The 25,197-nt window shown below is 66.2% G+C and carries 23 protein-coding genes and 1 tRNA gene; 10 read left to right on the plus strand and 14 right to left on the minus strand.

Annotated features, from left to right (window positions below; translation table 11 throughout):
• Positions 1 to 62 precede the first annotated feature (62 nt).
• Entirely contained in the window at positions 63 to 581 is a 519-nt protein-coding gene (locus P0086_RS03365; protein ID WP_112596051.1) for a GcrA family cell cycle regulator, read from the plus strand.
• 87 nt (positions 582 to 668) lie between these two features.
• Here the strand turns inward: P0086_RS03365 and phoB are convergent, their stop codons facing one another.
• The 7 genes from phoB to phoR form a co-directional block, all read right to left on the minus strand.
• A complete protein-coding gene (gene phoB / locus P0086_RS03370) occupies positions 669 to 1,352 on the minus strand; it encodes a phosphate regulon transcriptional regulator PhoB (RefSeq protein ID WP_112596048.1) in 684 nt (227 codons plus the stop codon).
• Positions 1,353 to 1,441: 89 nt separating this feature from the next.
• Positions 1,442 to 2,155, minus strand: a complete 714-nt coding sequence (phoU, locus tag P0086_RS03375) for a phosphate signaling complex protein PhoU (RefSeq protein ID WP_112596046.1) — start codon at positions 2,153 to 2,155, stop codon at positions 1,442 to 1,444.
• 58 nt (positions 2,156 to 2,213) lie between these two features.
• On the minus strand, positions 2,214 to 3,029 hold the full coding sequence (pstB, locus tag P0086_RS03380) for a phosphate ABC transporter ATP-binding protein PstB (protein WP_112596044.1): 816 nt from the start codon (positions 3,027 to 3,029) through the stop codon (positions 2,214 to 2,216).
• Positions 3,030 to 3,042: 13 nt separating this feature from the next.
• Positions 3,043 to 4,365 (minus strand): phosphate ABC transporter permease PstA, encoded by a 1,323-nt coding sequence (gene pstA / locus P0086_RS03385; RefSeq protein WP_112596041.1) that lies wholly within the window; start codon positions 4,363 to 4,365, stop codon positions 3,043 to 3,045.
• Entirely contained in the window at positions 4,362 to 5,843 is a 1,482-nt protein-coding gene (gene pstC / locus P0086_RS03390) for a phosphate ABC transporter permease subunit PstC (protein WP_112596039.1), read from the minus strand. Before pstC ends, pstA begins: the two co-directional genes overlap by 4 nt.
• 82 nt (positions 5,844 to 5,925) lie before the next feature.
• Positions 5,926 to 6,960, minus strand: a complete 1,035-nt coding sequence (locus P0086_RS03395; RefSeq protein ID WP_148178254.1) for a substrate-binding domain-containing protein — start codon at positions 6,958 to 6,960, stop codon at positions 5,926 to 5,928.
• A gap of 191 nt (positions 6,961 to 7,151) precedes the next feature.
• Positions 7,152 to 8,432, minus strand: a complete 1,281-nt coding sequence (phoR, locus tag P0086_RS03400; RefSeq protein WP_162714722.1) for a phosphate regulon sensor histidine kinase PhoR — start codon at positions 8,430 to 8,432, stop codon at positions 7,152 to 7,154.
• Positions 8,433 to 8,568: 136 nt separating this feature from the next.
• Between phoR and ppk2 the strand changes: the two genes are divergently transcribed.
• Positions 8,569 to 9,450 carry a polyphosphate kinase 2 gene (gene ppk2 / locus P0086_RS03405; protein ID WP_112596031.1) on the plus strand — a complete coding sequence of 294 codons (882 nt, stop codon included), beginning with the start codon at positions 8,569 to 8,571 and terminating at the stop codon, positions 9,448 to 9,450.
• 30 nt (positions 9,451 to 9,480) lie between these two features.
• Here the strand turns inward: ppk2 and P0086_RS03410 are convergent, their stop codons facing one another.
• Positions 9,481 to 10,710 (minus strand): biotin transporter BioY, encoded by a 1,230-nt coding sequence (locus P0086_RS03410; protein ID WP_275782472.1) that lies wholly within the window; start codon positions 10,708 to 10,710, stop codon positions 9,481 to 9,483.
• A gap of 265 nt (positions 10,711 to 10,975) precedes the next feature.
• On the opposite strand from P0086_RS03410, the gene P0086_RS03415 reads away from it, so the two are divergent.
• The 3 genes from P0086_RS03415 (at position 10,976) to P0086_RS03425 (ending at position 12,706) form a co-directional block, all read left to right on the plus strand.
• A complete protein-coding gene (locus P0086_RS03415; protein WP_148656177.1) occupies positions 10,976 to 11,938 on the plus strand; it encodes a nitronate monooxygenase family protein in 963 nt (320 codons plus the stop codon).
• A gap of 121 nt (positions 11,939 to 12,059) precedes the next feature.
• Positions 12,060 to 12,135 (plus strand) — tRNA-Thr (locus P0086_RS03420).
• A gap of 421 nt (positions 12,136 to 12,556) precedes the next feature.
• Positions 12,557 to 12,706, plus strand: coding sequence for an exopeptide (locus tag P0086_RS03425; RefSeq protein ID WP_112609174.1), 150 nt, complete (start codon positions 12,557 to 12,559; stop codon positions 12,704 to 12,706).
• Between the two features lie 105 nt (positions 12,707 to 12,811).
• On the opposite strand, the gene P0086_RS03430 is transcribed toward P0086_RS03425, so the two are convergent.
• Together P0086_RS03430 and P0086_RS03435 are read right to left on the minus strand one after the other, a co-directional pair.
• Positions 12,812 to 13,966, minus strand: coding sequence for an AI-2E family transporter (locus P0086_RS03430; RefSeq protein WP_275782819.1), 1,155 nt, complete (start codon positions 13,964 to 13,966; stop codon positions 12,812 to 12,814).
• Between the two features lie 233 nt (positions 13,967 to 14,199).
• On the minus strand, positions 14,200 to 14,628 hold the full coding sequence (locus P0086_RS03435) for a BA14K family protein (protein ID WP_275782475.1): 429 nt from the start codon (positions 14,626 to 14,628) through the stop codon (positions 14,200 to 14,202).
• 270 nt (positions 14,629 to 14,898) lie between these two features.
• On the opposite strand from P0086_RS03435, the gene P0086_RS03440 reads away from it, so the two are divergent.
• Positions 14,899 to 16,599, plus strand: coding sequence for a long-chain-fatty-acid--CoA ligase (locus P0086_RS03440; RefSeq protein WP_275782477.1), 1,701 nt, complete (start codon positions 14,899 to 14,901; stop codon positions 16,597 to 16,599).
• A 143-nt stretch (positions 16,600 to 16,742) separates the two neighbouring features.
• Positions 16,743 to 18,368: a glucose-6-phosphate isomerase gene (gene pgi / locus P0086_RS03445; protein WP_275782479.1), complete on the plus strand. Its 1,626-nt coding sequence runs from the start codon at positions 16,743 to 16,745 to the stop codon at positions 18,366 to 18,368.
• A gap of 257 nt (positions 18,369 to 18,625) precedes the next feature.
• Here pgi and P0086_RS03450 read toward each other — a convergent pair whose 3' ends face one another.
• From P0086_RS03450 to P0086_RS03460, 3 genes are all read right to left on the minus strand, one after another.
• Entirely contained in the window at positions 18,626 to 19,552 is a 927-nt protein-coding gene (locus P0086_RS03450) for a carbohydrate kinase (protein ID WP_112596378.1), read from the minus strand.
• An 82-nt stretch (positions 19,553 to 19,634) separates the two neighbouring features.
• Entirely contained in the window at positions 19,635 to 20,333 is a 699-nt protein-coding gene (locus tag P0086_RS03455; RefSeq protein WP_148178263.1) for an orotate phosphoribosyltransferase, read from the minus strand.
• 141 nt (positions 20,334 to 20,474) lie between these two features.
• On the minus strand, positions 20,475 to 20,912 hold the full coding sequence (locus P0086_RS03460) for a DoxX family protein (protein WP_275782482.1): 438 nt from the start codon (positions 20,910 to 20,912) through the stop codon (positions 20,475 to 20,477).
• 264 nt (positions 20,913 to 21,176) lie between these two features.
• Between P0086_RS03460 and P0086_RS03465 the strand changes: the two genes are divergently transcribed.
• Positions 21,177 to 21,881 carry a Crp/Fnr family transcriptional regulator gene (locus tag P0086_RS03465; RefSeq protein WP_112596006.1) on the plus strand — a complete coding sequence of 235 codons (705 nt, stop codon included), beginning with the start codon at positions 21,177 to 21,179 and terminating at the stop codon, positions 21,879 to 21,881.
• A 5-nt stretch (positions 21,882 to 21,886) separates the two neighbouring features.
• Complete coding sequence (locus tag P0086_RS03470) at positions 21,887 to 23,794, plus strand: CHASE2 domain-containing protein (RefSeq protein WP_275782484.1); 1,908 nt, start codon at positions 21,887 to 21,889, stop codon at positions 23,792 to 23,794.
• A 21-nt stretch (positions 23,795 to 23,815) separates the two neighbouring features.
• Here P0086_RS03470 and P0086_RS03475 read toward each other — a convergent pair whose 3' ends face one another.
• A complete protein-coding gene (locus tag P0086_RS03475) occupies positions 23,816 to 24,445 on the minus strand; it encodes a FecR family protein (protein WP_275782486.1) in 630 nt (209 codons plus the stop codon).
• 146 nt (positions 24,446 to 24,591) lie between these two features.
• Here P0086_RS03475 and P0086_RS03480 point away from each other — a divergent pair, with 146 nt between their 5' ends.
• Positions 24,592 to 25,185, plus strand: a complete 594-nt coding sequence (locus P0086_RS03480; protein WP_345799297.1) for a sel1 repeat family protein — start codon at positions 24,592 to 24,594, stop codon at positions 25,183 to 25,185.
• Positions 25,186 to 25,197 lie beyond the last annotated feature (12 nt).

A 25,197-nucleotide genomic window follows, 5' to 3' on the forward strand; every position in this document is an offset into this window, starting at 1 on the left:
AGAAATCCGGGCAGCGCCGATGGATTCTCGGCAACGAACGCTGAAACGAGGAGACGACGGAGATGAACTGGACGGACGAGAGGGTCGAGAAGCTGAAAAAGCTTTGGTCCGAAGGACTGAGCGCCAGCCAGATCGCGGCACAGCTCGGCGGCGTCAGCCGCAATGCGGTCATCGGCAAGGTCCACCGTCTCGCCCTGCCCGGCCGGGCCAAGGCCGGCGGGACCCCGACCGCGGCCCGCGCCAAGCGCCCGGCCACCGCCCCGCGCCCGACGAACTTCGCCCCCCGCGTTGCGACCCGCACCGTCGCCCGCCCGGTCGGCGCCGTCGTCGCCAAGGAAGAGGTCGCGTTCGAGTATGACGAAGAGCCGGTCACGCGGATCGTCGCCAACGTCGTCGTGCCGATGTCGCGCCGGCTGGAGCTGACGCAGCTGACCGAGCGCACCTGCAAGTGGCCGAACGGCGACCCGCTGAAGGACGATTTCCACTTCTGCGGCAACGAATCGCCCGACAACTCGCCCTACTGCACCTACCACCAGCGCCTGGCCTACCAGCCCTCGGCGGAACGCCGGCGCGCGCGCTGAGGCGCCGTGCGGCGACAATGACGCATCCAAGAAAAACGGGCCCCGACGGGGCCCGTTTTTCGTTTCGGTATCGGTGTCCGGCCTGTCTCAGGCTTCCAGAGAATAGCCCGCGCCGCGTACGGTGCGGATGACGTCGCTCATGTTGGAGAAGTTCAGCGCCTTGCGCAGGCGGCCGACATGGACGTCGACGGTGCGCTCGTCGACATAGATGTCGTGGCCCCAGACGCCGTCCAAGAGCTGCGAGCGCGAGAAGACGCGCCCGGGGGAGGACATCAGGAACTCCAGCAGGCGGAATTCCGTCGGCCCCAGCCGCACCTCGCGCGAACGGCGGTGGACGCGATGGGTCTCGCGGTCCAGCTCGATGTCGCCGCATTTCAAAAGCGTCGAGACCACCTCGGGGCGGGCCCGGCGCAGCATCGCCTTGACCCGTGCCATCAGCTCCGGCGTCGAGAAGGGTTTCACCACATAGTCGTCGGCGCCGGTGGCGAGACCGCGGACGCGCTCGCTTTCCTCGCCGCGCGCCGTCAGCATGATGATCGGCAGGCGCTCGGTCTCGGAGCGCTGGCGCAGGCGCCGGCACAGCTCGATGCCGGAGACGCCGGGCAGCATCCAGTCGAGGATCAAGAGATCGGGCTGGCGCTCCTGCAGGCGGATCTCCGCCTCGTCGCCCCGCAGGATCGTGTCCACCTCGAAACCCTCGGCCTCAAGGTTGTAGCGCAGGAGGACGCTGAGCGCCTCCTCGTCCTCGACCACGGTAATCTTGGGAACCATTCCTTCTTTGCTCCTGATCCGCGCACAGCATCGTCAGTCGTCCCGGACGATCCTGCGACACCGCGTTGGTTAGTGCGTTTCGGCTCTCGTCATTCCTCGACGGCACCCACCGAGGTGGTGTGGTCGTCCTTCGGACGCTCGCCCTCGGGCTGCGAACCGGTCGCCATGTAGAAGATCGTCTCGGCGATGTTGGTCGCGTGGTCGCCGATCCGCTCGATGTTCTTGGCGCAGAAGAGCAGGTGCGTGCAGGGCGTGATGTTGCGCGGATCCTCCATCATGTAGGTCAGGAGTTCGCGGAAGAGCGAGGTGTAGATCGCATCGATCTCGTCGTCGCGCTCGCGGATCTCCTTGGCCTTCTCGATGTTGCGCGAGGCATAGACGTCGAGAACTTCCTTCAGCTGCATCAGCGCCAGTTCGGCCAGGTGCTCGAGGCCGCGGGCGAGGTTGCGCGGGATGCTGGAGCCCTGCACGGCGATCACCCGCTTGGCGGTGTTCTTGCCGAGGTCGCCGACGCGTTCGAGGTCGGCGGCGATGCGGATCGCGCCCATGATCTCGCGCAGGTCCGCCGCCATCGGCTGGCGCTTGGCGATGGTGACGATCGCCTTCTCGTTGATCTGCCGCTCGGCGGTGTCGAGGATGACGTCCTCGGAGATCACCTTCTGGGCCAGCGCCACATCGGTGTTGACCAGCGCGCGCACGCTGTCGCCCACCATCTGCTCGGCGGTCCCGCCCATCTCGGAGATCCGGCGGGTCAGGTACTTCAGTTCTTCATCGTAGATCGAAACGATATGGGTCGATGACATGTCTCTTGTTCCTCAACTGGCGCAGGCGCTGGATGGCATCCGCAGATATCGGCGGGCCTCAGCCGAAGCGGCCCATGATGTAGTCCTGCGTACGCTGGTCGTCGGGATTGGTGAACATCTTGTCGGTGTCGTTCTCCTCGACGAGATTGCCGAGGTGGAACATGGCGGTGCGCTGGGAGACGCGGGCAGCCTGCTGCATCGAGTGCGTCACGATGACGATGGTGAAGTTCGTCCGCAGTTCGTGGATCAGTTCCTCGACCCTGGCGGTCGCGATCGGGTCGAGCGCCGAGCAGGGCTCGTCCATCAGGATCACCTCGGGGCTGACGGCGACGGCGCGCGCGATGCACAGGCGCTGCTGCTGGCCGCCGGAGAGGCCGGTGCCGCCCTCGTGCAGGCGATCCTTGACCTCGTTCCAGAGACCGGCCTTCTGCAGGCTCTGCTCGACGACCTGGTCGAGGTCCGCCTTGGACTTCGCCAGCCCGTGGATCCGCGGGCCGTAGGCGACGTTCTCGTAGATCGACTTCGGGAACGGGTTCGGCTTCTGGAACACCATGCCGACGCGGGCGCGCAGCTCGACCACGTCGATCGAGGAATCGTAGATGTCGTCGCCGTCGAGCGTGATCGTGCCGGTGACCCGGCAGCCGTCGATCGTGTCGTTCATGCGGTTCAGCGTGCGCAGGAACGTCGACTTGCCGCAGCCGGACGGGCCGATCAGGGCGGTGACGGTGTTCTCGCGGACATTGAGGTTCACGTCGTACAGGGCGCGCTTGTCGCCGTAGTAGACGGAAACGTCCTTGCCGACCATCTTCAGGGGCACAGCATTCATCTTCTTATCCAGGAGCTCTTCGGTCGCGGCTTCGGTCATGATGTTCATCTTCTCTACCCCATTACCAGCGGCGTTCGAAACGGCGCCGCAGCAAAATGGCGCCGAGGTTCATGATGACGAGAAAAGCGAGCAGGACGATGATCGCTCCGGAGGTGCGTTCCACGAAGGCGCGCTCGGCCTCGTTCGCCCACATGTAGATCTGCACCGGCAGCGCGGTCGACGGATCGAGGGGCGTCGCGGGCACGTTGGCGACGAAGGCGACCATGCCGATCAGAAGCAGCGGCGCCGTCTCGCCGAGCGCGTGCGCCAGGCCGATGATCGTGCCCGTCAGGATGCCCGGCATGGCGAGCGGCAGCACGTGGTGGAAGGTCGTCTGCATTTTCGAGGCGCCGAGGCCAAGTGCGGCCGCACGGATCGACGGCGGCACGGCGCGGAGTGCGGCGCGCGTGGCGATGATGATCGTCGGCAGCGTCATTAGCGTCAGCACCAGCCCGCCCACCAGCGGCGCCGAGCGCGGCAGGCCGGCGAAGTTGATGAAGACGGCGAGGCCGAGCAGACCGTAGACGATCGAGGGAACGGCGGCGAGGTTGTTGATGTTCACCTCGATCAGGTCCGTCAGCCGGTTCTTCGGCGCGAACTCCTCGAGATAGATGGAGGCCGCGACGCCGATCGGCAGCGACAGCACCAGCACGATGCCCATCAGGTAGAGCGAGCCGATCAGCGCGACGCCGAGACCGGCAGCTTCCGGGCGGCTCGAATTGCCGTTGACGAACAGGCCGGTGTTGAAGCCCTTGGCAAGCACACCCTCCTTTGCAAGCTGGTCCATCCAGGCAACCTGCTGGTCGGAGACCTTCCGGCTGGCCTCGTCGACGGTCATGTCGAACTGGCCCTTGAAGGCACTGTCGATGTTGGCGCTGGCCAGCACGGTCACGGGCAGGGTCTTGCCGATGATCGAGGGATCGGACATCACCATGTCGCGCAGTTCGACGCGGGCGCTGTCGGAGAACAGTCCCGACACCTGGCGCAGCGCCGCCCGGTTGCTCGAGGCGACACCGAGCTTCTCGGCCAGGGCATTGCGGACGAGCACCGGATAGTTGGCCGTCTGCAGCACCTGCGGATCGGTCTCGCGCTTGTTGTTCGGGTCGATGATCTCCTGCGAGAAGGTGATCGGCAGGGTGAGCTCCGTCTGCTGGAAGGCGGTATAGCCCTTGCTGAGCACCGACCACAGAAGCAGGAACAGGAAGACCAGGCCGAAGGTGATCGCTGCGACGCCGTAGAGGCGGAAGCGGCGTTCGGCGGCATAGCGGCGACGGATGCCGATGTCGCGGCGCGCCGGCGCCTTGGCGATGATCTGGCCGGAAGCCTGCTGAGCGATGTCGGTCATTCGTACTGCTCCCGGTACTTGCGAACGATGTAGAGCGCGTAGATGTTGAGCGCCAGCGTGATGCAGAACAGCGTGATGCCGAGCGCGAAGGCCACCAGCGTCTGCGGCGAGGTGAACTCGAGGTCGCCGGTGAGCTGGTTGACGATCTTGACCGTCACCGTCGTCATCGGCTCGAACGGGTTGAGCTGCATGCGGGCGGCGACGCCGGCGGCGAGCACGACGATCATCGTCTCGCCGATCGCGCGCGAGGCCGTCATCAGCAGCGCGCCGACGATGCCGGGCAAGGCGGCGGGCAGGATGACGCGCTTGATCGTTTCCGAGCGGGTCGCGCCGAGGCCGAGCGAGCCGTCACGCAGCGCCCGCGGCACCGCGGTGATGATGTCGTCGGAGAGCGACGAGACGTAGGGGATCAGCATGATGCCCATGACGATGCCGGCGGTGATGACGCTCTGCGCCTGGATGAAGCTCGTGTAGTCTCCGGTGACCAGCCCGCTCAACTGGGCGGAGATATCGCGCAGGAACGGGCCGACGGTGACGAGCGCGAAGAAGCCGTAGACGATCGTCGGAATGCCGGCCAGAACCTCGAGCAGCGGCTTTGCAGTCGAGCGCATGCGCGGGCTGGCATACTCGGCCATGTAGATGGCCGCGAACAGGCCGACCGGGACGGCGACGAGCATGGCGACGAAGCCGATGTAGAGCGTTCCCGCCAGGAGCGGGATCAGGCCGAACTGGCCGCTGGAGCTCGCGCCGGCGCCGGCGAAGCGCGGATCCCAGACCGTGCCGAAGAAGAATTCGTGCGCGGGCACCATGGTGAAGAAGCGCAGTGCCTCGGTCGCCATGGATGCGACGATGCCGACGGTCGTCAGGATGGCGATGGAGGAGGCGAGCAGCAGCGACCACAGCATCACGCGCTCGACCTGATTGCGCGCCCGGAACCGGGGCGCGACCATGCGCAGCGCGAAGAAGGCGCCGACGATCGACAGCAGCAGCGCCAGCGCCGACAGAGTGGTCCGGCTCGTCTGCGACATCGCGTTCAGCGTTGCGGCCGAATCCAGCATGTAGGGCTGCGCCTCGGCGGCAACCGCGAAACGGCGGGCGGCGAAGACCGATTGCAGGGTCGAGGGATCCTGCCGGATGCCGGCGATCTCCTCCTCGGTCAGGAACGGCAGGCCGCGGGCGATGGTGGTGACCATGCCGTGGGCGAGGCTCTGCTGGGCCTCGGACTGGCTCTTCACCTCCTGCGGGAAGGTATCGCGAACGGCGGAATTGATCACGAAGGGGCTGATCGTCAGCCAGACGGCGACCAGGATCAGCGACGGCAGGAACGCCGCCAGCGCCACGAAGGCGCCGTAGTAGTTCGGGCGGGAATGAAGCGCCGAGGACCGCCCCTGCGACAGGGCGCCTGCCCGCATGCGTCCCAGAACGAAGGCCACCGCGGCGATGACCAGAAGGATGGCAAGTAGAAGCGTCGTGCTCATGCGGATGTCCCAGCCGCCTCACGCGGTATCGGTGCGGAAGGTGGAGCCGGCGCTGGCGATCGCCGCGCCGGCCCCGCGTGCATTACATGGTCTTGCCGCCTTCGACAGCCGAGCGGATCTCTTCGCGCTCGGCATCCGGAGCCGAGACGAGGCCGTATTCAGCCAGCGGGCTGTCGGGGCCGATCATCTGGTCGGAGACGAAGAACTCGACATATTCCTTCAGGCCCGGGACGACGCCGATGTGTGCCTTCTTGACGTAGAAGAACAGCGGGCGCGAAACCGGGTATTCGCCAGACGAGATCGTCTCGACCGACGGGGTGACGCCGCTGACGGTGGCAACCTTCAGCTTGTCGGCGTTGTTTTCGTAGAAGGACAGGCCGAACACGCCGACGCCGGTCTTGTTGGCGGCGATGCGGGCGAGCGTTTCGGAGTAGTCGCCGTCGATGTCGACAGCAGCGCCATCCTTGCGGACGGCGACGCACTTGGCGTGCTGCTCGTCCTTGTCGGAGACGGCGGCCTTGATGACGTCGGCTGCGCCGGTTTCCTTGCAGCCTTCAGCGAGGACCTTCTCTTCGAAGACTTCGCGGGTGCCGTGCTTCTCGCCCGGGATGTAGGCGGCGATGTCGACATCCGGGAGAGCCGGGTTCACTTCCGACCACTTCTTGTAGGGGTTGGCGACGAGTTTGCCGTCGACGACGACTTCGGCGGCGAGCGCCTTGTAGATGTCGGCCGGGACGAAGGCGATGTCCGGCAGGCCGGAGTCGGTGGCAAACACGATGCCGTCATAGCCGATCTTGACTTCCTGAACGTCGGTCACGCCGGCAGCCTTGCAGGCCTCGAGCTCGGAGTCCTTGATCGGACGCGAGGAGTTGGCGATGTCGATCGTGTCCTCGCCGACGCCCTTGCAGAATTCCTTCAGGCCGGCGCCAGAACCGCCGGACTCGACGACCGGGGTCTTGAAGTCGCCAAACGTCTCGCCGAAGGTCTCGGCAACAATCTTGGCATAGGGCAGAACCGTGGAGGAACCGGCGATCTGGACCTGGTCGCGCGCAGCGGCAACGCCAGCGAAAGCAACCGAGGCAGCCAGCGCGGCTACGGTGAGGCTAACAGATTTCATTTGAATTCTCCCGTTATGGGCTTGTGTGGGTAGGCCGGCGGTGGGCTCATGCCTGCCGTCGATCAGCGGCCTCTGTCTAGCGCCCGATCGCCACTGCTTTTATGTCAGTTTCACGAAACATTTGTGACAGCACAACCCATTGTAAAGGCTGCCTTATTTTCGCGATCATCGATGGGTGGCCGATCTTTGTGTCAGAACTTGACGACAAAGACCGTGCCCTTGCCGATCTCGGACTTCACCACCAGGCGGGCGCGATGGCGGGTGAGGATGTGCTTGACGATGGCAAGGCCGAGGCCGGTGCCCTTCTTCGAGCGGCTGGCCTCGACATTGACGCGGTAGAAGCGCTCGGTGATGCGCGGCACGTGCTCCGGCGCGATGCCCGGACCGAAATCGGTGACGGACACTTCGGTCGTGCCGCCTTCGCCGGCGAGAAGGCGGACCTCGACCCGCTTGCCTTCCTGCCCGTACTTGCAGGCGTTCTCGACGAGGTTCTCGAAGACCTCGATCAGTTCGTCGCGGTCGCCGGCGACCTGCACCGGGTGCGGCGGAAGCTCGAGGGCAATCTCCACGCCGAGGTCGGCGGCGAACGGCTGCAGGCTGTCGCGGACATGCCCGAGCAGGGCGCCGAGCTCGACCATCTGGTCGGGCGCGATATTGGCCTTGAGCTCCAGGCGCGACAGCGACAGCAGATCGTCCACCAGCCGGCTCATCCGCGTCGCCTGGTCATGCATGATGCCCAGGAAGCGCTCGTGCGCCTTGTGGTCGTCCTTGGCCGGTCCCTGCAGGGTCTCTATGAAGCCTCTAAGCGAGGCCAGCGGGGTGCGCAGCTCATGGCTGGCATTGGCAACGAAGTCCGAGCGCATCCGGTCGATCCTGCGCGCCTGCGAGACGTCGCGGAAGGTGATCAGGAAGTAGCGTCCCGCACCGAGACGGTGATCGAGCGCCGGCATGGGCGCCGCACGCACGATATAGACGGTTTCGGAAGGCAGCCGCTCGGAATGCTCGGTCTCCTTCGCCTGCCCGCTTGCGATCACGTCGCGCGCCATGTCGAGGATGCCCGGCGCGCGGATGCGGCCGGCGAGGTCGGCATTGCGCGGGATCGGCCCGAACAGGGCCGCTGCGGCGCGGTTCTGCAAGCGGATCGTTTCGTCGGCCGTCACGATCAGAACCGGCATGTCGAGCGCATCGATCAGGGCCGCAATCGCATCAAGCCCCTCGGCGGTCTCCGCCTCGGCGCGCTGGGCCGGAACCACAGCCGTCGGCGCGAGCGCTTCCAGGCGCTCGCCGCGCGCGAAGCCTGCGAGCACCAGCAGCATCACGACGAAGGCGATCCAGCCGGCGGGAATTCCACCCATCCACATGAGAAAGGCGGCAAAGACCACGGCAGCCAGCAGCACCCGTTCGTCCCAGAGCTGGGCCAAGAGCCACCGGACAGTCGACCCGCGCTCTTCCACCAGAATGTCCTTCCTCACCCACATCGGCGTGCTCCGTGATTCTTCGTCAACAGGCAGCCATAACTTGATTTCATGACATGTTTTTCACGGTGCGCTTGAAATCGCAATCCAGATGTGGCCTGCTCGGGAACCCTTGCGCGGAGGAGTTTGAGGCATGGTCACGTTTCCCGACATTGCGGCGGTGGAAATCGAGATCGGCGGCAAGAAGCGCAGCTTCGACATCGACGACCCGGAGCTTCCGGGCTGGGTCGAGGACAAGGCGTTCTCGTCCGGCGGCTTTCCCTACGACAAGAAGCTCGACAGGGACGAGTACGAGGAGACGCTGGAGCGGCTGCAGATCGAGCTCGTCAAGGCGCAGTACTGGCTGCAGGCCACCGGAAAGCGGGTGGTCGCGGTCTATGAAGGCCGCGACGCGGCGGGCAAGGGCGGGCTGATCTTCGTCACCCGCGCCTATCTCAACCCCCGCTCCGCCCGGGTGGTGGCGCTCGCCAAGCCGACCGAGACCGAGCAGGGCCAATGGTACTATCAGCGCTACGTCGCCCAGTTCCCCACCGCCGGCGAGTTCGTTCTCTTCGACCGCTCGTGGTACAACCGCGCCGGCGTCGAGCCCGTCATGGGTTTCTGCACACAGGAACAGTACGAGAAGTTCCTGGCCGAGACGCCCGACTTCGAGCGGATGGTGATCACCGACCGGATCGTCTTCTTCAAGTTCTGGCTCGACATCGGCCGCGAGATGCAGATCAAGCGCTTCCACGACCGCCGCCACGATCCGCTGAAGACGTGGAAGCTGTCGCCGATGGACATCGCCGCCCTGAACAAGTGGGACGACTATACGCGCAAGCGCGACCGGATGCTGGAGGAAACCCACAAGGCCTGGGCGCCCTGGACGATCGTGCGGGCCAACGACAAGCGCCGCGCCCGGATCAACGCCATCCGCAGCATCCTTCACCGGCTGGACTATGACGGCAAGGACAAGAAGGCGATCGGCGAGATCGACGACCGGATCGTCGGCGCGGGTCCGAAGTTCCTGAAATAGCGTCCCTATCGGGTGCGGGCCGGCCCGGGCTCACTCCCCGGGCAGGATGCGGACCGCGAACAGGTTGACGCCGGCGCCGGCGCCGGTGACATCGCTGTTGATCAGCAGGCGGCCGGCCGCGCTCGGCGACAGCGAACCTTCGAAGGTGACCTGGAACAAGAGGTCGGTGCGGTCCGACACGGCAAACCGGTGGCGACCGCAATTGCCGAGCGTGCCGAAATCGCATTCGACCGACACCTGCGCCGGCTTGCCGCTGTCCGGCTCCACCGTCAGCGCGATCGTCGAGGTCTTCCCGGCCATCGCCTGCAGGATGTCCGGCGCGACGGCGACCGCGATGGCACCCGCACGGTCCGCCGCTGTCGATACGAGCCGGACCGCAGGCCCTTCGTCCGTGCTGACGGGCTCGTAACGGCCGCCGCTTTCGGCCGACAGGGCGCCGGTGTCGGAGGGCTCGAAGACCTCGCGCCAGTCGGCGGAGAAACTGTTGTGCGTGTCGAGCGCCTCGCCACCCGGCTGGGTCGCCGGGAAATCCTCGCCGCTGACGCTCTGCGGCGGGTTGGCGACGCTGCCGTCGCGCTCGGACGGCGGCAGCAGCAGGCCGCTGCTCTGCACCCACCAGGCGACCGTTCCCAGGGCGGCGACAAGGGTCGCGACGACGAGCAGGAAGGAGAACAGCCGGCCCCTGCGCCTGGGCGCCTTGGCCATCCGCGGCGAGGCGGCGACGATCGCGTCCGCATCCGCGTGCGGTTCCGGATCCGGCTGGCCGCGCACGGGCTTCTGCGCCTTGCCGGTCGCAGCCGCCCTCGCCGCGGGGCCGAAGCCGTCTGCGCGTTCGGGACGGATCTGGTCGAGCTCGGGGGTGACGTCCGCCTCGGAACGGTCGCCTGTCGCCCCCCCGTTTCTCTCGGCCCTCAGGTGGCCGTTCGTCCCGGCGGAGCGGGGCTCGCCCGTCATCTGCGGCGGCGTCGCGGCCGGGGCTACCGGCGGGCGCACGGAGGACGGCGGCTGCGCGGCGGCCGGCTGGCCGGTACCGGGCGTTGCCGCCTTCCGGGCGGCGCGTTGCTCGGCTTCGATCTGGCGGATCGTCATTTCCAGGCGGTGGCGCTGGGCCGCGATCGCTTCGGGATCGTTGATCTCCTGCTTGCGCAGCCCCGCCTCGAGCGCATTGCGGGCCGACTGATAGATCCGCGCGCGGGTTTCGGGGTTGCCGCTTTCGGCACGCGCCAATGCGCTTCTGATGGCCTGTTCCAGTCCGCTCACATTGCCTCCTTGGGTGCCGCACGGGCAAACGAAGCCAAGGCGTCTTCGTTTTTCTCTGTTAAGAATTCGGTAAACGTTGATGCCTGTTTCCGCAAGTCTGAGGCGACGCAGGGCCGGTCGCCGGCGGGGATAACGAAAGGGCACGGTCGTCGCTTCGCATCGCCACGCCGGACGCGTGGGCGGTCGACACGCATCTTTCCAACGGCGGCGAACGCTGCTAGTCTCATTGACGTTTCCGTAAACGTAATATCATCCGGACCGCGACATGACCCTGCCTGCCATCCTCCGCGACAACCTCCGCCTGCCCGTCATCGCCTCTCCCCTCTTCATCATCTCGCATCCCGCGTTGACGCTGGCGCAGTGCAAGGCGGGCGTCGTCGGCGCCTTTCCGGCGCTCAATGCCCGGCCGGAATCGCAGCTCGACGAATGGCTGGCGGAGATCACCGAGGCGCTTGCCGACCACAACGGCCGCCATCCGGATCGCCCGGCCGCCCCCTTTGCCGTCAACCAGATCGTCCACAAGTCGAACAGGCGGCTCGAGCACGACCTGATGCTGTGCGTCAAATACAAGGTGCCGGTCGTGATCTCCTCGCTCGGCGCGGTCCCCGAAGTCAACGACGCCATCCATTCCTATGGCGGGATCGTGCTGCACGACGTCATCAACAACCGCCATGCCCATTCGGCGATCCGCAAGGGCGCCGACGGGCTGATCGCGGTTGCGGCCGGCGCCGGCGGGCACGCCGGCACGCTGTCGCCGTTCGCGCTCGTCCAGGAGATCCGCGGCTGGTTCGACGGCCCGCTCATCCTTTCCGGCGCGATCTCGACCGGCGGGGCGATCCTGGCCGCTCAGGCGATGGGCGCGGACATGGCCTATATCGGCTCGCCCTTCATCGCCACGACCGAGGCACGCGCCAGCGACGCCTACAAGGCGGCGATCGTCGAGGCGAATGCGGCCGACATCGTCTATTCCAGCTACTTCACCGGCATTCACGGCAACTACCTGCGCTCATCGATCCGCGCCGCCGGCCTCGATCCCGACAACCTGCCCGAGGCCGACCCGGCCAAGATGGATTTCGAGAAGGCGGAGACCGGCGCGAAGGCCTGGAAGGACATCTGGGGCTGCGGCCAGGGCATCGGCGCCATCAAGGAGATCACCAGCACCGAGACCTACGTGGCGCGGCTGGAGGCGGAATACCGGGCCGCGCGCCAGCGCCTCGCCGTCTCCTGAGGCCTGCCTGTCCACACGGAGGAGAAAATTGCCGTTGCGGAAACAGATGACTTGAAATCTTGCCGCAATGCGGCTATCAGCCCCACACATTCCGGCCCGCGATGCTTCGGGCCGAAAGCAGGCCGCTTTAGCTCAGTCGGTAGAGCACATCATTCGTAATGATGGGGTCACGTGTTCGAGTCACGTAAGCGGCACCAAAACTTTCAAGAACTTGAGCTTCATTGCGCCACCAGGCGGGTCTTTCTCGTTCGCTTCGGGGTCCGGGCATCGCACGGGCACGATCAGCGCGGGTAAAGCGACCGCCGGGCTCGTCACCCTCCCCGAGGGCGCCGGCCACAAATCCCTTGCCACCGGCAGCAAATGGATCGAAAATTTCCCCACGAGAACCGCAAGAGTGGAGGATGCCGTGTCCAGGCGCTTCTTATTCGTTGTGAGCCTGTCGGTCTTGGCCCTGTTGGGCTGTCAAACCGAGCGGACAGACACTTCTCAATCCTCCGCCAACGATACCAGTCGCGGTGATTCCGGCAGCAATGGTTCGGGCAGTTCAGGCGGCTCGGGCGGATCAGGCGGATCAGGTTACTGAGGGGACGCCCTTCCCGGATTGCCCAGGATACACTCATGGACAAATCAGGCCTCACCTTTGTGATCCTGCTGTGCGCCTTGGCCGCCATGGTGCTGGGTGTCGGGCTGATGAACACCCAGGAAGCGGTCGTGCCGCCCGACGATCGATCGCTGATACCGCCGGATGTTCAGGATCAACCGCTGTAGCGCCATGCCCTGTCTCGGTTCTTCGCCTTCCGGCACAACGTGAACCGTCAGCCGCCGTGGCACGGGCTGCAATGCAGCCGCGCGCACGACCGGCGGTCCTGCAGGCTATTCCGCTGCGGTTTTCTCGGCCGTCTTCTGGATGACCGGCGCCTCCTCGGTCATCTCGACCTCGCGCACCCATTCGCGCCAGATTGCCACCAGCAGCGCCATCAGCACCGGCCCGATGAACAGGCCGAGGAAGCCCATGGTCTTCACGCCGCCGATGAGGCCGAAGAAGGTCGGCAGGAAGGGCAGCTTGATCGGACCGCCGACCAGCTTCGGACGCAAGGTCTTGTCGACGATGAAGAGCTCGATGGAGCCCCAGAGGAAGAGCGCGATGCCGGCGACGGCCGAACCGCTGGCGACGAGATAGATCGACACCAGGGTGAAGGCGAGCGGCGCACCGCCGGGAAAGAGCGCCATCAGGCCCGTCAGCACGCCGAGCGTGACGGCGGAGGGGACGCCGGCGATCCAGTAGGCGATGCCGAGCACGATGCCCTCGCCGATCGCAATCAGCGTCATGCCGGTGACGGTGGAGCTGATCGTGGCGGGAACGATGCGGGAGATTCGCTCCCAGCGCATCGGCAGGATGCGCTCACCGATGCTGTCCACCTGCGACAGGAAGCTCTCTCCGTCCCGATAGATGAAGAAGAGCGCGATCAGCATGAAGAGCATCGTCAGCAGCAGGTGGAAGGCGGCGCCACCGGCCGCCAGCGCGACGCGATAGATATTGCCGATATTGGCGCCGCTGATGATCTGCGTCACCTCGCCGATCGCGCCGGGATGATCGAGAAGCTGGGTCCAGCGGTTGGCGACCCATTCGCCCACCACCGGCAGGGCGCGGATCCAGTCCGGCACCGGCGCGCCGGTCTTGTTGGTCGCCACCGCCCAGCCGATCCACTCGCGCACCTCCTGGAAAGCGTAAGTGACGGCGAACATGATGGGCACGATGATGAAGGCGAGGATCAGCAGGATGGCGATCGCCGCGGCCAGCGTGCGCTGGCCGTTCAGCGCCCGCCGCAGCCGACAGAACAGCGGCCAGCTCGCCGTGGCGATCACGAGCGCGGCCAGGACCGGCACGACGAAGCCGTGGAAGAAATAGATGCCGGCGACGATGACGAGCAGCAGCAGCCAGCGCGCAGCGGAGATCGACGAGATCAGGGCAACGCCGGTCGTCCGCGCTGCTCCAAGCAGGCGCGGCTCCTGGCGGATATTGCGCAGTTCGGGCTGATGCACCGTATTCCTCCTGTTCGATGCGGCGCCGCACTCATCGCAATCCGGGACGCATCGCCTCATATGGTGATACCAGTGTCGCATGTCACGGCAAAGAAAACCTTGCCGGTGCGACATTTTTCTTGCCCGTCCGATTGCGGCGGGCGCCCGATGCTCCGGCCTGACGCGCAAAGCTTTGCGGCCGCGCACCTTGCGACAGGCGCAGGAACGGCGCTGGCGCCCTATTGCGGAACGCAGGTCCGGCGCGGACCGCTCAAGGGCTGGTAGCTGTTGTCCGACCGGCGGTAGCTCCGGTACCGGTTGGCGCACCATTGCTCCCGCGTCATGCCATAGACGGGCGCACCCGGCCCGACGGTCACGTCGCCCAGCATCTCGCCGGTGCCGAAGGCCCATCGCGGGTACCAGTAGCCGTTCGGATGGCGGTAGTAGCCGTCGCGGTAGGTGGCATATCCGCTGAGCCCGCGAAAGGTCGGCGCGCGGCGCAGGCCGTCGACCGGATCACGGGCGACGCCGAGCGCGTCCACCGGGTCCTGCCCGACCACGACCGGGCCGTGGCGGGGCTGCAGGGCATCGATCGCCGAGGCCGGACCGGCGGCAACCGACAGGGCGCAAAGAAACGCCGGGACTGCCCTGCCGATCCACCCGCCCATCCTGAAGACTCCTCCTGGCTTTCGCGCGAAAAGACATTTTCTCATGGAATCCGGCGCCGTTCCAGCCGCCCCGATGCCGCCGGCCTGCCGCGCCGCACCATGTTGATGCCTGCAGTCTGCTTATTGACGTTTACGTCAAGGTTATATAGCGATTGTGCTTGATGCCCAGGACCAAAGGCATCATGCTGCCGCACCGGGAGGTTGGAGGACCTGACGGTTGCGTCTAGAAGGCAGCAGGGATACCCGGCATGCAAGGGAGGATCGGCATACATGGCAGCAACCGTTCAGGACCGGACCGGACCATCTTCCGACAGGATCTGGCTCTCCTCCTATCCGCCCGGGACTCCTGCCGAAATCCCGCCGCTCGCCTATGAATCGATCGGCGACGCACTCGTCCACTATTGCGACAAATATGCCGATCGCCCCGCCTTCATCAGCATGGGCAAGGCGCTGAGCTTCCGGGATCTGGAGACGCAATCAGCCCGGATCGGCGCCTGGCTGCAGTCGCTCGGCCTGGCGAAGGGCGATCGCGTCGCGGTGATGATGCCGAACATCCTGCAGAACCCGGTGACGGTCTACGGCATCCTGCGGGCGGGGTTCACCGTCGTGAACGTCAACCCGCTCTACACGCCGCGCGAATTGGAGCACCAGCTCAACGATTCCGGGGCGAAGGTGCTGTTCGTGCTGGAGAACTTCGCCCACACCGTCCAGCAGGCGATCGGCCGGACCGGGGTGAAGGACGTCGTCGTCTGCAGCATGGGCGACATGCTGGGCCTGAAGGGGCACGTGGTCAACCTGATCGTGCGCAGGGTCAAGAAGCTCGTGCCGGCGTGGTCGCTGCCGGGCCATCATCCCTTTTCCTCGGTGATGGCCAAGAGTGCTGGCCTGAGCCTCGGCGAGGCGAAGGTTGCGCGCACCGACATCGCCTTCCTGCAGTATACGGGTGGCACCACCGGCGTCTCGAAGGGCGCGATGCTGACCCATGCCAACCTGCTCTCCAACATGGAACAGATGGGCATCTGGCTGGAGACCGCCTTTATCGGAAAGCAGAAGCCGGAGCGGATGGTCTTTCTCTGCGCCCTGCCCCTCTACCACATCTTCGCGCTGACGGTGAACTCGCTCGCAGGGCTCCTGACCGGCGCAACCAACATCCTGATCGCCAATCCGCGCGACATTCCGGCCCTCGTCAAGGACATGGCGACCTACCGCGTCAACGTCTTTCCCGGCCTCAACACGCTGTTCAACGCCCTGATGAACAATGCCGAGTTCCAGAAGATCGACTTCTCCGACCTGGCGCTGACCTTCGGCGGCGGCATGTCCGTCCAGCACCCCGTCGCAGAGCGCTGGCACAAGATGACCGGCTGCCCGATCGCAGAGGGCTACGGGCTCTCGGAGACCTCGCCGGTGGCGACCGCGAACCGGCTGGACACGAGCAGCTTCACCGGCACGATCGGCATGCCCCTGCCCTCCACCGACGTGGACATTCGCGACGACGAGGGCAATTCGCTGCCGATCGGCACGGTCGGCGAGATCTGCATCCGCGGACCCCAGGTGATGGCCGGCTACTGGCAGCGCCCCGACGAGACCGCGCGCGTGATGACCGCCGACGGCTTTTTCCGCACCGGCGACGTCGGCTTCATGAACGAGGAAGGGCTGATCAAGATCGTCGACCGCAAGAAGGACATGATCCTCGTCTCCGGCTTCAACGTCTTCCCGAACGAGGTCGAGGAGGTGGCGATGACGCTGCCGGGCGTGCTCGAGTGCGCTGCGATCGGCATTCCGGACGAGCATTCGGGCGAGGCGGTCAAGCTCTTCGTCGTGCGACGGGACCCGAACCTCACCGAGGCGGCGGTGAAGGCCCACTGTGCCGACAACCTGACCAACTACAAGCGTCCGCGCTTCGTCGAATTCCGCAACGAACTGCCGAAATCCAATGTCGGCAAGATCCTGCGGAGGGAGCTGCGCTCCTAGGCCGCCCCGACCACATAAATCGATTTAGAATTTTTCATGAAATCCCGCGGCTTTCATCCGAAAGCGGCATCGCGCCCTTGATTCACGCCATGCAAAGCGACTAGCTAGCGCCACCAGCCATGTTGCGATGCAGGGAGACTGTCATGAACGCGCTTGTCGAAACGCTGAAGATCACCGCGAAGGACACCAACGCCACGGACATCCGGGCCGCCTTCGCCGCCGACCCGCAACGCTTCGCCCGCTTCAGCGTCTCGCTCGACGACTTCCTGTTCGATTTCTCCAAATGCGCGGTGAACGAGCGCATCCTCGACGGGCTGGAAGCGCTGGCCAGGGAAGCGGGCGTCGAGAAGAAGCGCGACGCCATGTTCGCCGGCGAGAAGATCAACATCACCGAGGAGCGCGCGGTGTTGCACACCGCCCTTCGCAACCGCTCCAACACGCCGGTTCTCGTCGACGGCCGGGACGTCATGCCGGACGTCAACGGCGTGCTCGACGCCATGGGCGCCTTCGCCGACGGCATCCGCTCCGGCAGGCTCGCCGGTGCGACCGGCAAGAAGATCACCGACGTCGTCAATATCGGTATCGGCGGCTCGGACCTCGGCCCGGTGATGGCGACGCTGGCGCTTGCCCCCCATCACGACGGGCCGCGCCTGCATTTCGTCTCCAACATCGACGGCGCGCACATCGCCGACACGCTGAAGCTGCTGGAGGCGGAAACGACGCTCTTCATCGTCGCCTCAAAGACCTTCACCACGATCGAGACGATGACCAATGCCGCAACGGCGCGCGCCTTCATCGCCGGCAAGCTCGGCGAGGCGGCGGTCGGCCACCACTTCTGCGCCGTCTCCACCGCGCTCGACAAGGTCTCCGCCTTCGGGATCGCCGGGGAACGGGTGTTCGGCTTCTGGGACTGGGTCGGCGGGCGTTATTCGATCTGGTCGGCGATCGGCCTGCCGCTGATGATCGCGATCGGCAAGGACAACTTCGCAGAGTTCCTCGCCGGCGGCCATGCGATCGACAACCATTTCCGCACGGCACCCTTCCGCCAGAACATTCCGATGCTGCTCGGGCTCATCGGCTTCTACCACCGCAACGTGCTCGGCTATCCGTCGCGGGCGATCCTGCCCTACGACCAGCGCCTGTCGCGCTTTCCCGCCTACCTGCAGCAGCTCGACATGGAATCGAACGGCAAGGCGGTGACGATGGACAGCAAGCCGGTCGAGGGCGACACCGGCCCGGTCGTCTGGGGCGAGCCCGGCACCAACGGCCAGCACGCCTTCTACCAGCTGATCCATCAGGGCACGACCGTCATCCCGGCCGAGTTCATGATCGCCGCCAACGGCCACGAGAAGAACCTGCGCCACCAGCACGAGCTTTTGATCGCCAACTGCCTGGCGCAGTCGGAAGCCTTGATGAAGGGGCGCAGCCTCGCTGAGGCCAAGGCGCAGCTGACCTCGAAGGGCATGGACGATGCCAAGGCCGACCGGATCGCGCCGCACCGCGTCTTCTCCGGCAACCGCCCGTCGATCACCATGGTCTACGACGAACTGACCCCGTTTGCGCTCGGCCGCCTGATCGCCCTCTACGAGCACCGCGTCTTCGTCGAGGGCGCGCTGTTCAACATCAATTCGTTCGACCAGTGGGGCGTGGAACTCGGCAAGGAACTGGCGACGGGGCTGCTGCCGGTCGTGGAAGGCAAGGAGAGCGCGGAGGGACACGATTCGTCCACCGCCGGCCTGGTCGCGGCCCTGTTGAAGGCGGCGAAGTAAGCCGCCCGCCTCGGAGCCGGCACGGATCCACGGCAAAGCCACCAGGGCCGCCTTCTCGCGAGGGCGGCCCGTTTCGCTCGTTCCGGGGAGAAGAGCGAATTCCTCCAGGCCATGAGCGGACTTGCCGCGCGCGGTGCTCGCCCCTCATCCGACGCTCCGCGCCACCTTCTCCCCGCCGGGGGAGAATACTGGAAGTATGAAGTTTTATATTGCCGGAAGCAGCCCCTCGCCTCGGTCGGCGAGAGGAGCAGAGACGCCTAGAGTCCGATTTCGCGGGCCCAGGGCGGATTGGCGCCGGCGCGGGAGACGGTGACGGCGGCGGCCTTCGCGGCAAGGGCGAGCGCGTCGCGCAGGCCGGCCTCACCGAGCGAGGCGACCTTTTCCTTGGTCAGCAGATCGTTACGCTTCAGCGACGCCAGCACACCGGCGTCGAAGGTGTCGCCGGCGCCGATCGTATCGACGACCTCGACCTTTTCACCGGCGACGGAGACCTTGAGGTTCTTCGTGTAGCCGTCCGCACCGTCGGCGCCCTTGGTGATGACCACGACCTTGGGGCCGCGCTTCAGCCATTCGGCCGCCAGTTCGTCGTGGCTGCCGTGCATGCCGAACCATTCCAGGTCTTCGTCCGAGAACTTGATGATGTCGGACTTCGCCGCCATGCGCTCGATGCGGGCCTGGTGGGCGGCGCGATCCTTGATGAAGCCGGGACGGATGTTGGGGTCGAGCGAGATGACGCGCCTGTCATGCTCGCGCATCAGCAGCGCCTCGTAGGTCGAGCCGCAGGGCTCGGGGATCAGGCTGATGGCGCCGAAGTGCAGCGCTTCGCAATCGTCGCCGAGAACCGGCAGGTTCTCCGTGCCGATCATGCGGCCCGCGGTGTTCTCGTCGTAGAAGGCATAGGTCGCCTGCCCGTTGACCAGCTTGACGAACGCGACCGTCGTCGGGCGGGAGAGAATGGCACAGGGGCTGTAGTCGACATGGCTGTCGGCGAGCGCCTGGCGCAGCACGTCGCCGAGCATGTCATCCGACAGGCCGGTGAAGAAGGCGGCCGGCACGCCGAGACGACCGAGCGCGATCGCGGTATTGAAGATCGCCCCGCCCGCATAGGGGGCATAGGCATCCTCGCCGAGCGTCGACTTGCGGGGCAGCATGTCGATCAGCGCTTCGCCACAACACAGGATCATGAAGACATCCTCCAACGATTTTTCAATCGATTTAATGGACCGCGCGGAAAAACGCCAGCGCCTTTTGTCGCGCGTCTGCGGTTCAGGCGGTCGGCAGGGTGCTGACGCCGCCGTGATCGGCCGACCACAGAAGCGGCGCGTTGAGGAAAGCCTCGACGGAGGCAAGCGTCGCCTCGTCGAAGAGCTTCTGCGCACGGGCGACCGCAAGCACGTTGCGCCAGGTGGAGACGTGGTGAAGCCTGACCTTGCCGTTGGCGAAACGCGCCTCCGCCTCGGCGAAGATGCCGTAGTAGAACAGCGCCATGCCGTGGTCGACGATGCCGCCGGCCTCGCGGACCGCGTCGATGAAGGTGAACATCGAGCCGCCGGCCGTGGTCAGGTCCTCGATGACGAGCACGCGCGCACCTTCCGGCAGGACGCCCTCGATCTGGGCATTGCGGCCATGCCCCTTCGGCTTCTTGCGGACATAGATCATCGGCAGCCCGAGCCGATCGGCCAAGAGTGCTGCGAACGGGATCCCGGCCGTCTCGCCGCCGGCGATGACGTCGAACTGCTCGAAGCCCGCGTCGCGCAGGAGGGTGGCCGCGGCGAAGTCCATCACCGCTGAGCGGATGCGGGGGTAGGACAGCAGCTTGCGGCAATCGATATAGACCGGGCTCGCCATGCCGGAGGCCAGCTTGTAGGGTTCCTCGGGCCGGAAATGAACCGCCTTGATTTCCCACAGCATGCGGGCGAGCAGTTCCGCCATGGTGTCGCGATCGGTGAACGAGTTGGAAAACATGGGAGCCTCTCCTTCGGCGTTTCCGAGCGCATAGCAGCTAGCGGCCTACGATGCCAGACGAACCGGCTGTCGCTTGTGCGGCGAGACACAAAAAAGCCTCCCCGGCGGCACCGGGGAGGCTCTCATGGGATGGCCGGACGGTCAGGCGACGACGGGGGCGCCACGGCGGGCGTCGACCGAGATCGAACCGGGGCCGAAGGCGGCCAGCACGAGGAAGCCGCCGGCGATCGTCAGGTTCTTCATCATCATCAGGCCGTTGAACATGGTCAGCAGGCCGTTGGCGGCTTCCGGGAAATCCGGAACGTTGATCGGGCCGCTATGGAAGACGAGTGCGGTGAAGACGCAGAAGAGAGCGAGCAGGTAGGCGGTGATCTTCGTCTGGAAGCCGACGAGGATGAACAGGCCCGAGACCAGCTCGAACAGGCCGGCGAGGTAGGCGAGAGCGGTCGAGGCCGGCAGGCCCGCACCGGCGATCATGCCGGCGGTACCCGACGGATCGAGCAGCTTCGGGTAGCCGGACAGAATGAACATGACGGAAAGGAGAATGCGTCCGACGAGGACGACGACGTTGTGAGGCATGGCAGGCTCCTGGCGGTTGGGTTTCGTTGCAGGAATTCTTACCAGATCGTTGCGTTTACACTAGACCGCTACAATGTGGACACATCGTTCAGCAATTCAGCACGATCGTGCAGCACGACGCACGGACCACGGGAAACCATAGACAGCCACACCCCGCTTGTCTTTAAGACTTTTCTGTTGCAAGCAATCGCCGAGTGCGGGAAGAATTGCCCGCGGATCAGGGCGGACGACCGGGAATTCGCCCGTCAACCGAGGGCGGCGCATATGAACGAGGTCACGAGAAGCACGGCATTCTGGCGTTCGTTTCCGATCTTCGAGGGTTTCAACAAGGAAACGATCGGCGATATCGCCACCATTGCTAGCTATCGCAAGTGGAAGGCGGGGACCGTCCTGTTCCAGCGCGGCGACGAGGGAACCTACCTGATCGTCGTCATCTCCGGCCGAATCAAGATCTCGCTCCTGACCCCGCAGGGCAAGGAACTGACGTTGCGGCACCTGGAGGCCGGCTCGATCTTCGGCGAACTGGCGATCCTGGACGGACAGCCGCGTTCGGCGGACGCGACCGCCATGATCGCCACCGAAGGCTACGTGATCAGCAAGCGCGACTTCCTCGAGGTGCTGACCCGCAACGTCCAGTCCTACCAGGCGATCATCCACTATCTCTGCACCAAGCTCAGGGAGACGACAGAGCAACTGGAGACCATTGCGCTCTACGATCTGGATTCGCGCGTGGCGCGCTTCTTCCTCGCCACGCTGCGCAACATCCACGGCAACGAACTGCCCGAGAGCGCCAACCTCCAGCTCGCGCTCAGCCAGACGGAGATCGCAAGCATCGTCGGCGCGAGCCGGCCCAAGATCAACCGCTCGATCCTGGCATTGGAGGAAGCGGGCGCCATCCGCCGCACCGACGGCATCATCTTCTGCCACATCGGCAGGCTGCTTTCGGTAGCCGAGCCGGAAGACGAGTAGCGGCGGTGCCCCACAGCCGTCGATCCTTCGGCGGGAAGCCCCTTCTCGCCGGCATCTTCATCAGCCTGCTCGGCGCAGTCCTCCTCTACGCCTTCGCCGATGCCTTCCTCGCACGGCCGCGCGAGCTGTTCTTCGATGCGCTCATCCAGGCGGTGGGCGCGCCGGAGACGGACCGGCTGCTGGTCGTCGACGTCGACCAGCGCTCGTCACAGGCAGCGCCGGGCGAAGCATGGGGCCGGACGCAGTCGGCCGGACTGGTCGATGCCCTGACCAGGGCTGCACCGGCCGCGGTCGCGCTCGACTTCGTCTTCAGCAGCAACTGCGACCCCGCAGACCCGGCCAACAGGGCGTTGGCGGACGCGATCAGCCGGGTGCCGACGATCCTCGGCTTCCTGGTCGGCGACGGTGCGGAACGCGCCCCGCAGCCGGTGCCGGAGCTTGCCGTGCAGCGGCCGGTCGCCATCCCCGATCTCTGGTTCATCGAAGGAGCCGAGGCATCCTGCCCGCTCTTCCAGAACAGGTCGGCAGCGGCGGCAGCGGCCTTCCTGGTCGGAGACGGCGACGCGCTCGTAAGGCGCGTGGCGCCCTACGCCATCGTCGGCAACGTGCCCTATCCCGCGCTTGCGCTCGAGGCCGCCCGACGTGCGGCCGACGTCGCAACCCCGGTGCTCGGTGGAACGCCGGCATGGATCCGCCTGGACGGACGGTTGCTGCGCCTGGACGACGACGGAAACCTGCGCTTCGCCGCCTCGGACGCAGCGCGCATCGCCCGCCGCACCGTCTCCGCCATCGATGTCCTGAACGGCGACGTCCCGGCCGAGCGGATCCGCGGCAAGCTGGTGCTGGTCGGCAGCAGCCTGCCGACGCTGGGCGGACTGAGGGCCAGCGCCTCGATGCCGCTGGAACCGTCGGTGCAAATCCATGCCGACGTCGCCACGGCCATCCTGAGCGGCTTCATCCCGCTGCGCGACCGGCGCCTCGTTCCCGCGGAGGCCGCCTTCGCCCTCCTGGCCGGCATCTGCGGCGCGCTCGCCGTCACACGTCTGCGCCCGACCTATGCGGCGGCGGTCGGAACAGGCCTGATCCTGGCAACGCTCGCCGGCGCTGCACTGGTCTATCGCGAGAGCGGCCTTCTCGTCGATGCGCCGACGATTGCGATGGTGCTCGCAGCCGCGCTGCTCGTCACCGGCATCCTGAAATTCGCCGACGTTCGCCGCGCCGAACAGACCGCCCGCCAGCGCTTCGGGCAATACCTGCCGCCCTCGGTGGTTTCGCGCTATCTCGACAATCCCGGTCTCGAGCGCGTCGGCGGAGAAGAGCGCCAGGTGACCGCGCTTTTCACCGACATCGCGGATTTTTCCGGCCTGTCGCACAGGATCGGGCCACAGAGGCTGGTGGCCCTCCTCGACATCTACTATCGCGAGGTCAACACGCTCGTCACCGAGCACGGGGGGATGGTCAACAAGGTCGTGGGCGATGCGGTCCACGCGCTCTTCAACGCACCCGAGGATCTCGATCAACACGTGGACCGGGCGGTCGACTGCGCACTGGCCATCCGGGCGCTGACGGAAGAGATGCGCCGTCGGCCGCAGTTTGCGGAGGCCGGTTTCGGGCGCACCCGCATCGGAATCGAGACCGGCACGGTCGTGCTCGGCGACATCGGCACGGGCAGCACGCTGGACTATACCGCCCATGGAGAGGCCATGAATGTCGCAGCGCGGCTGCAGGAGGTCGACAAGCTGTTCGGCACCGGCATCTGCATCGGGCCCGCGGCCGCCGCGGAATCCGCCCGGCCGATGCGCTCGCTCGGGATCCACGAGATCCGCGGCATCGCGCAGATGGAGATCTTCACCCCGCTCGAAGAGGCTCCCGTCAGTGGCGCTCCGGCCGGCGGCCCTGACGGGCCGGCGTAACGACCGGCGCCGCAAGGCCCCTCAGCGGACGCCGATGCTGGCATAGGCCTCGCGGATGCGCGCCTCGCCCCACCGCACCACCGGGCCGGGCGCCTCGCCGGGTGCGGCAACGTCGACGCCCTCCCCCGCCCCGACCTGACGCGTGACGCCGGCGGCGGTGAAGCTGACCAGGCCGCGCTCGACGAAGACGGCGAATGGACGCCGGTTCGGACCGGCGAAGAACTTCGTGCCGCGCACGCCGATCATGCCGAAGGCGGTGCGCACCGTCAGGTCGATCTTCGGCTGTTGCTCCGGCCGGTCGAAGATCATGCCGCCAGTGCCGAGTTCGATCGTGCCGCCCTGATTGGCGATGAAGCTGTCGACGAGCAGTTCGGTACGGCTGCCGAGCAGGAGTTTCGTCGCCTCGCCCAGCGTCATTTCGGCGAAGCTGCCGTCGCCGGTCAGAATGACGTCGCGATCCATGACGTCGGCGCCGGCCCGCATCGCGGCGAGCTTGCCGCGCGCCCGGCGGCTGACGGTACCCCGCGCCTCATCGACCGTGCCGATGACCGTAGCCGCCCGCGTGGCGCCCGGAAACGCCGTCAGAGCGAGGATGCCGCCTGCAATGAACGTGCGGCGATCGACGACCAAGCCGTGTCTGTCTTCCTGCATGATGAACCCCTTCGTCTCCTGGCCGCGCGACCGCCGGCAAGGGTTGGACTATGCCCTGCGAAATGCTGCTGCCTGTCCCCTGGGGAACAAACCCGCCCGTACTCGACGTCTAACCTGCGCAAAGGAAAGGGAGACGCATCGTGCGTATGATTACTATGAAGACGGCGGGACTTGCATTTTTCATCGCGACGGCCCTCACCGCGGCCGCGCCGGCCGGTGCGACCGGTCTCTCCATCGAAGACCAATGCGACGCGGCCGCCGCCAGCCGGCATGACCGCGCGCGCAATCCCGCCTTCCCGCCTGTCGCGGATGGGAGGATCAAGCTCGGCGTAGCGCTCTCGGCCTGCCGGGAAGCCTACAATGCCGGCGGCAGGGCCCGCTTCGCATTCCAGCTCGCCCGTGCGCTCGAGCAGGGCGGTCAGGTGCTGGCGGCGCAGGAGCTCTACCGCGAGGCGGCGGAAGGCGGCCATACCGTGGCCATGGTGCGCTATGGCCAGCTTCTCCAGAAGGGCGGCGATCCTGCCGCCGCCCATGCGCTCTACCGCCAGGCGGCCGAGGCCGGCGACCGGCTCGGCGCCTATGCGCTGGGAATGTCCTATCGCGACGGGATCGGTACCGCGGCGGATGCCGGCAAGGCGGCCGAATGGCTCAACGCGGCCGCAGCCGACGGCTACGAGATCGCAGCCCTAGTCGCCGATTTCCCGCAGCCTGCCGACGATGTGGTCGACGGAACCCCATGAGCCGCGTGCCGG

Origin of the sequence: Mycoplana sp. MJR14 (assembly GCF_029210525.1) — a bacterium.
GTDB lineage: Bacteria > Pseudomonadota > Alphaproteobacteria > Rhizobiales > Rhizobiaceae > Mycoplana.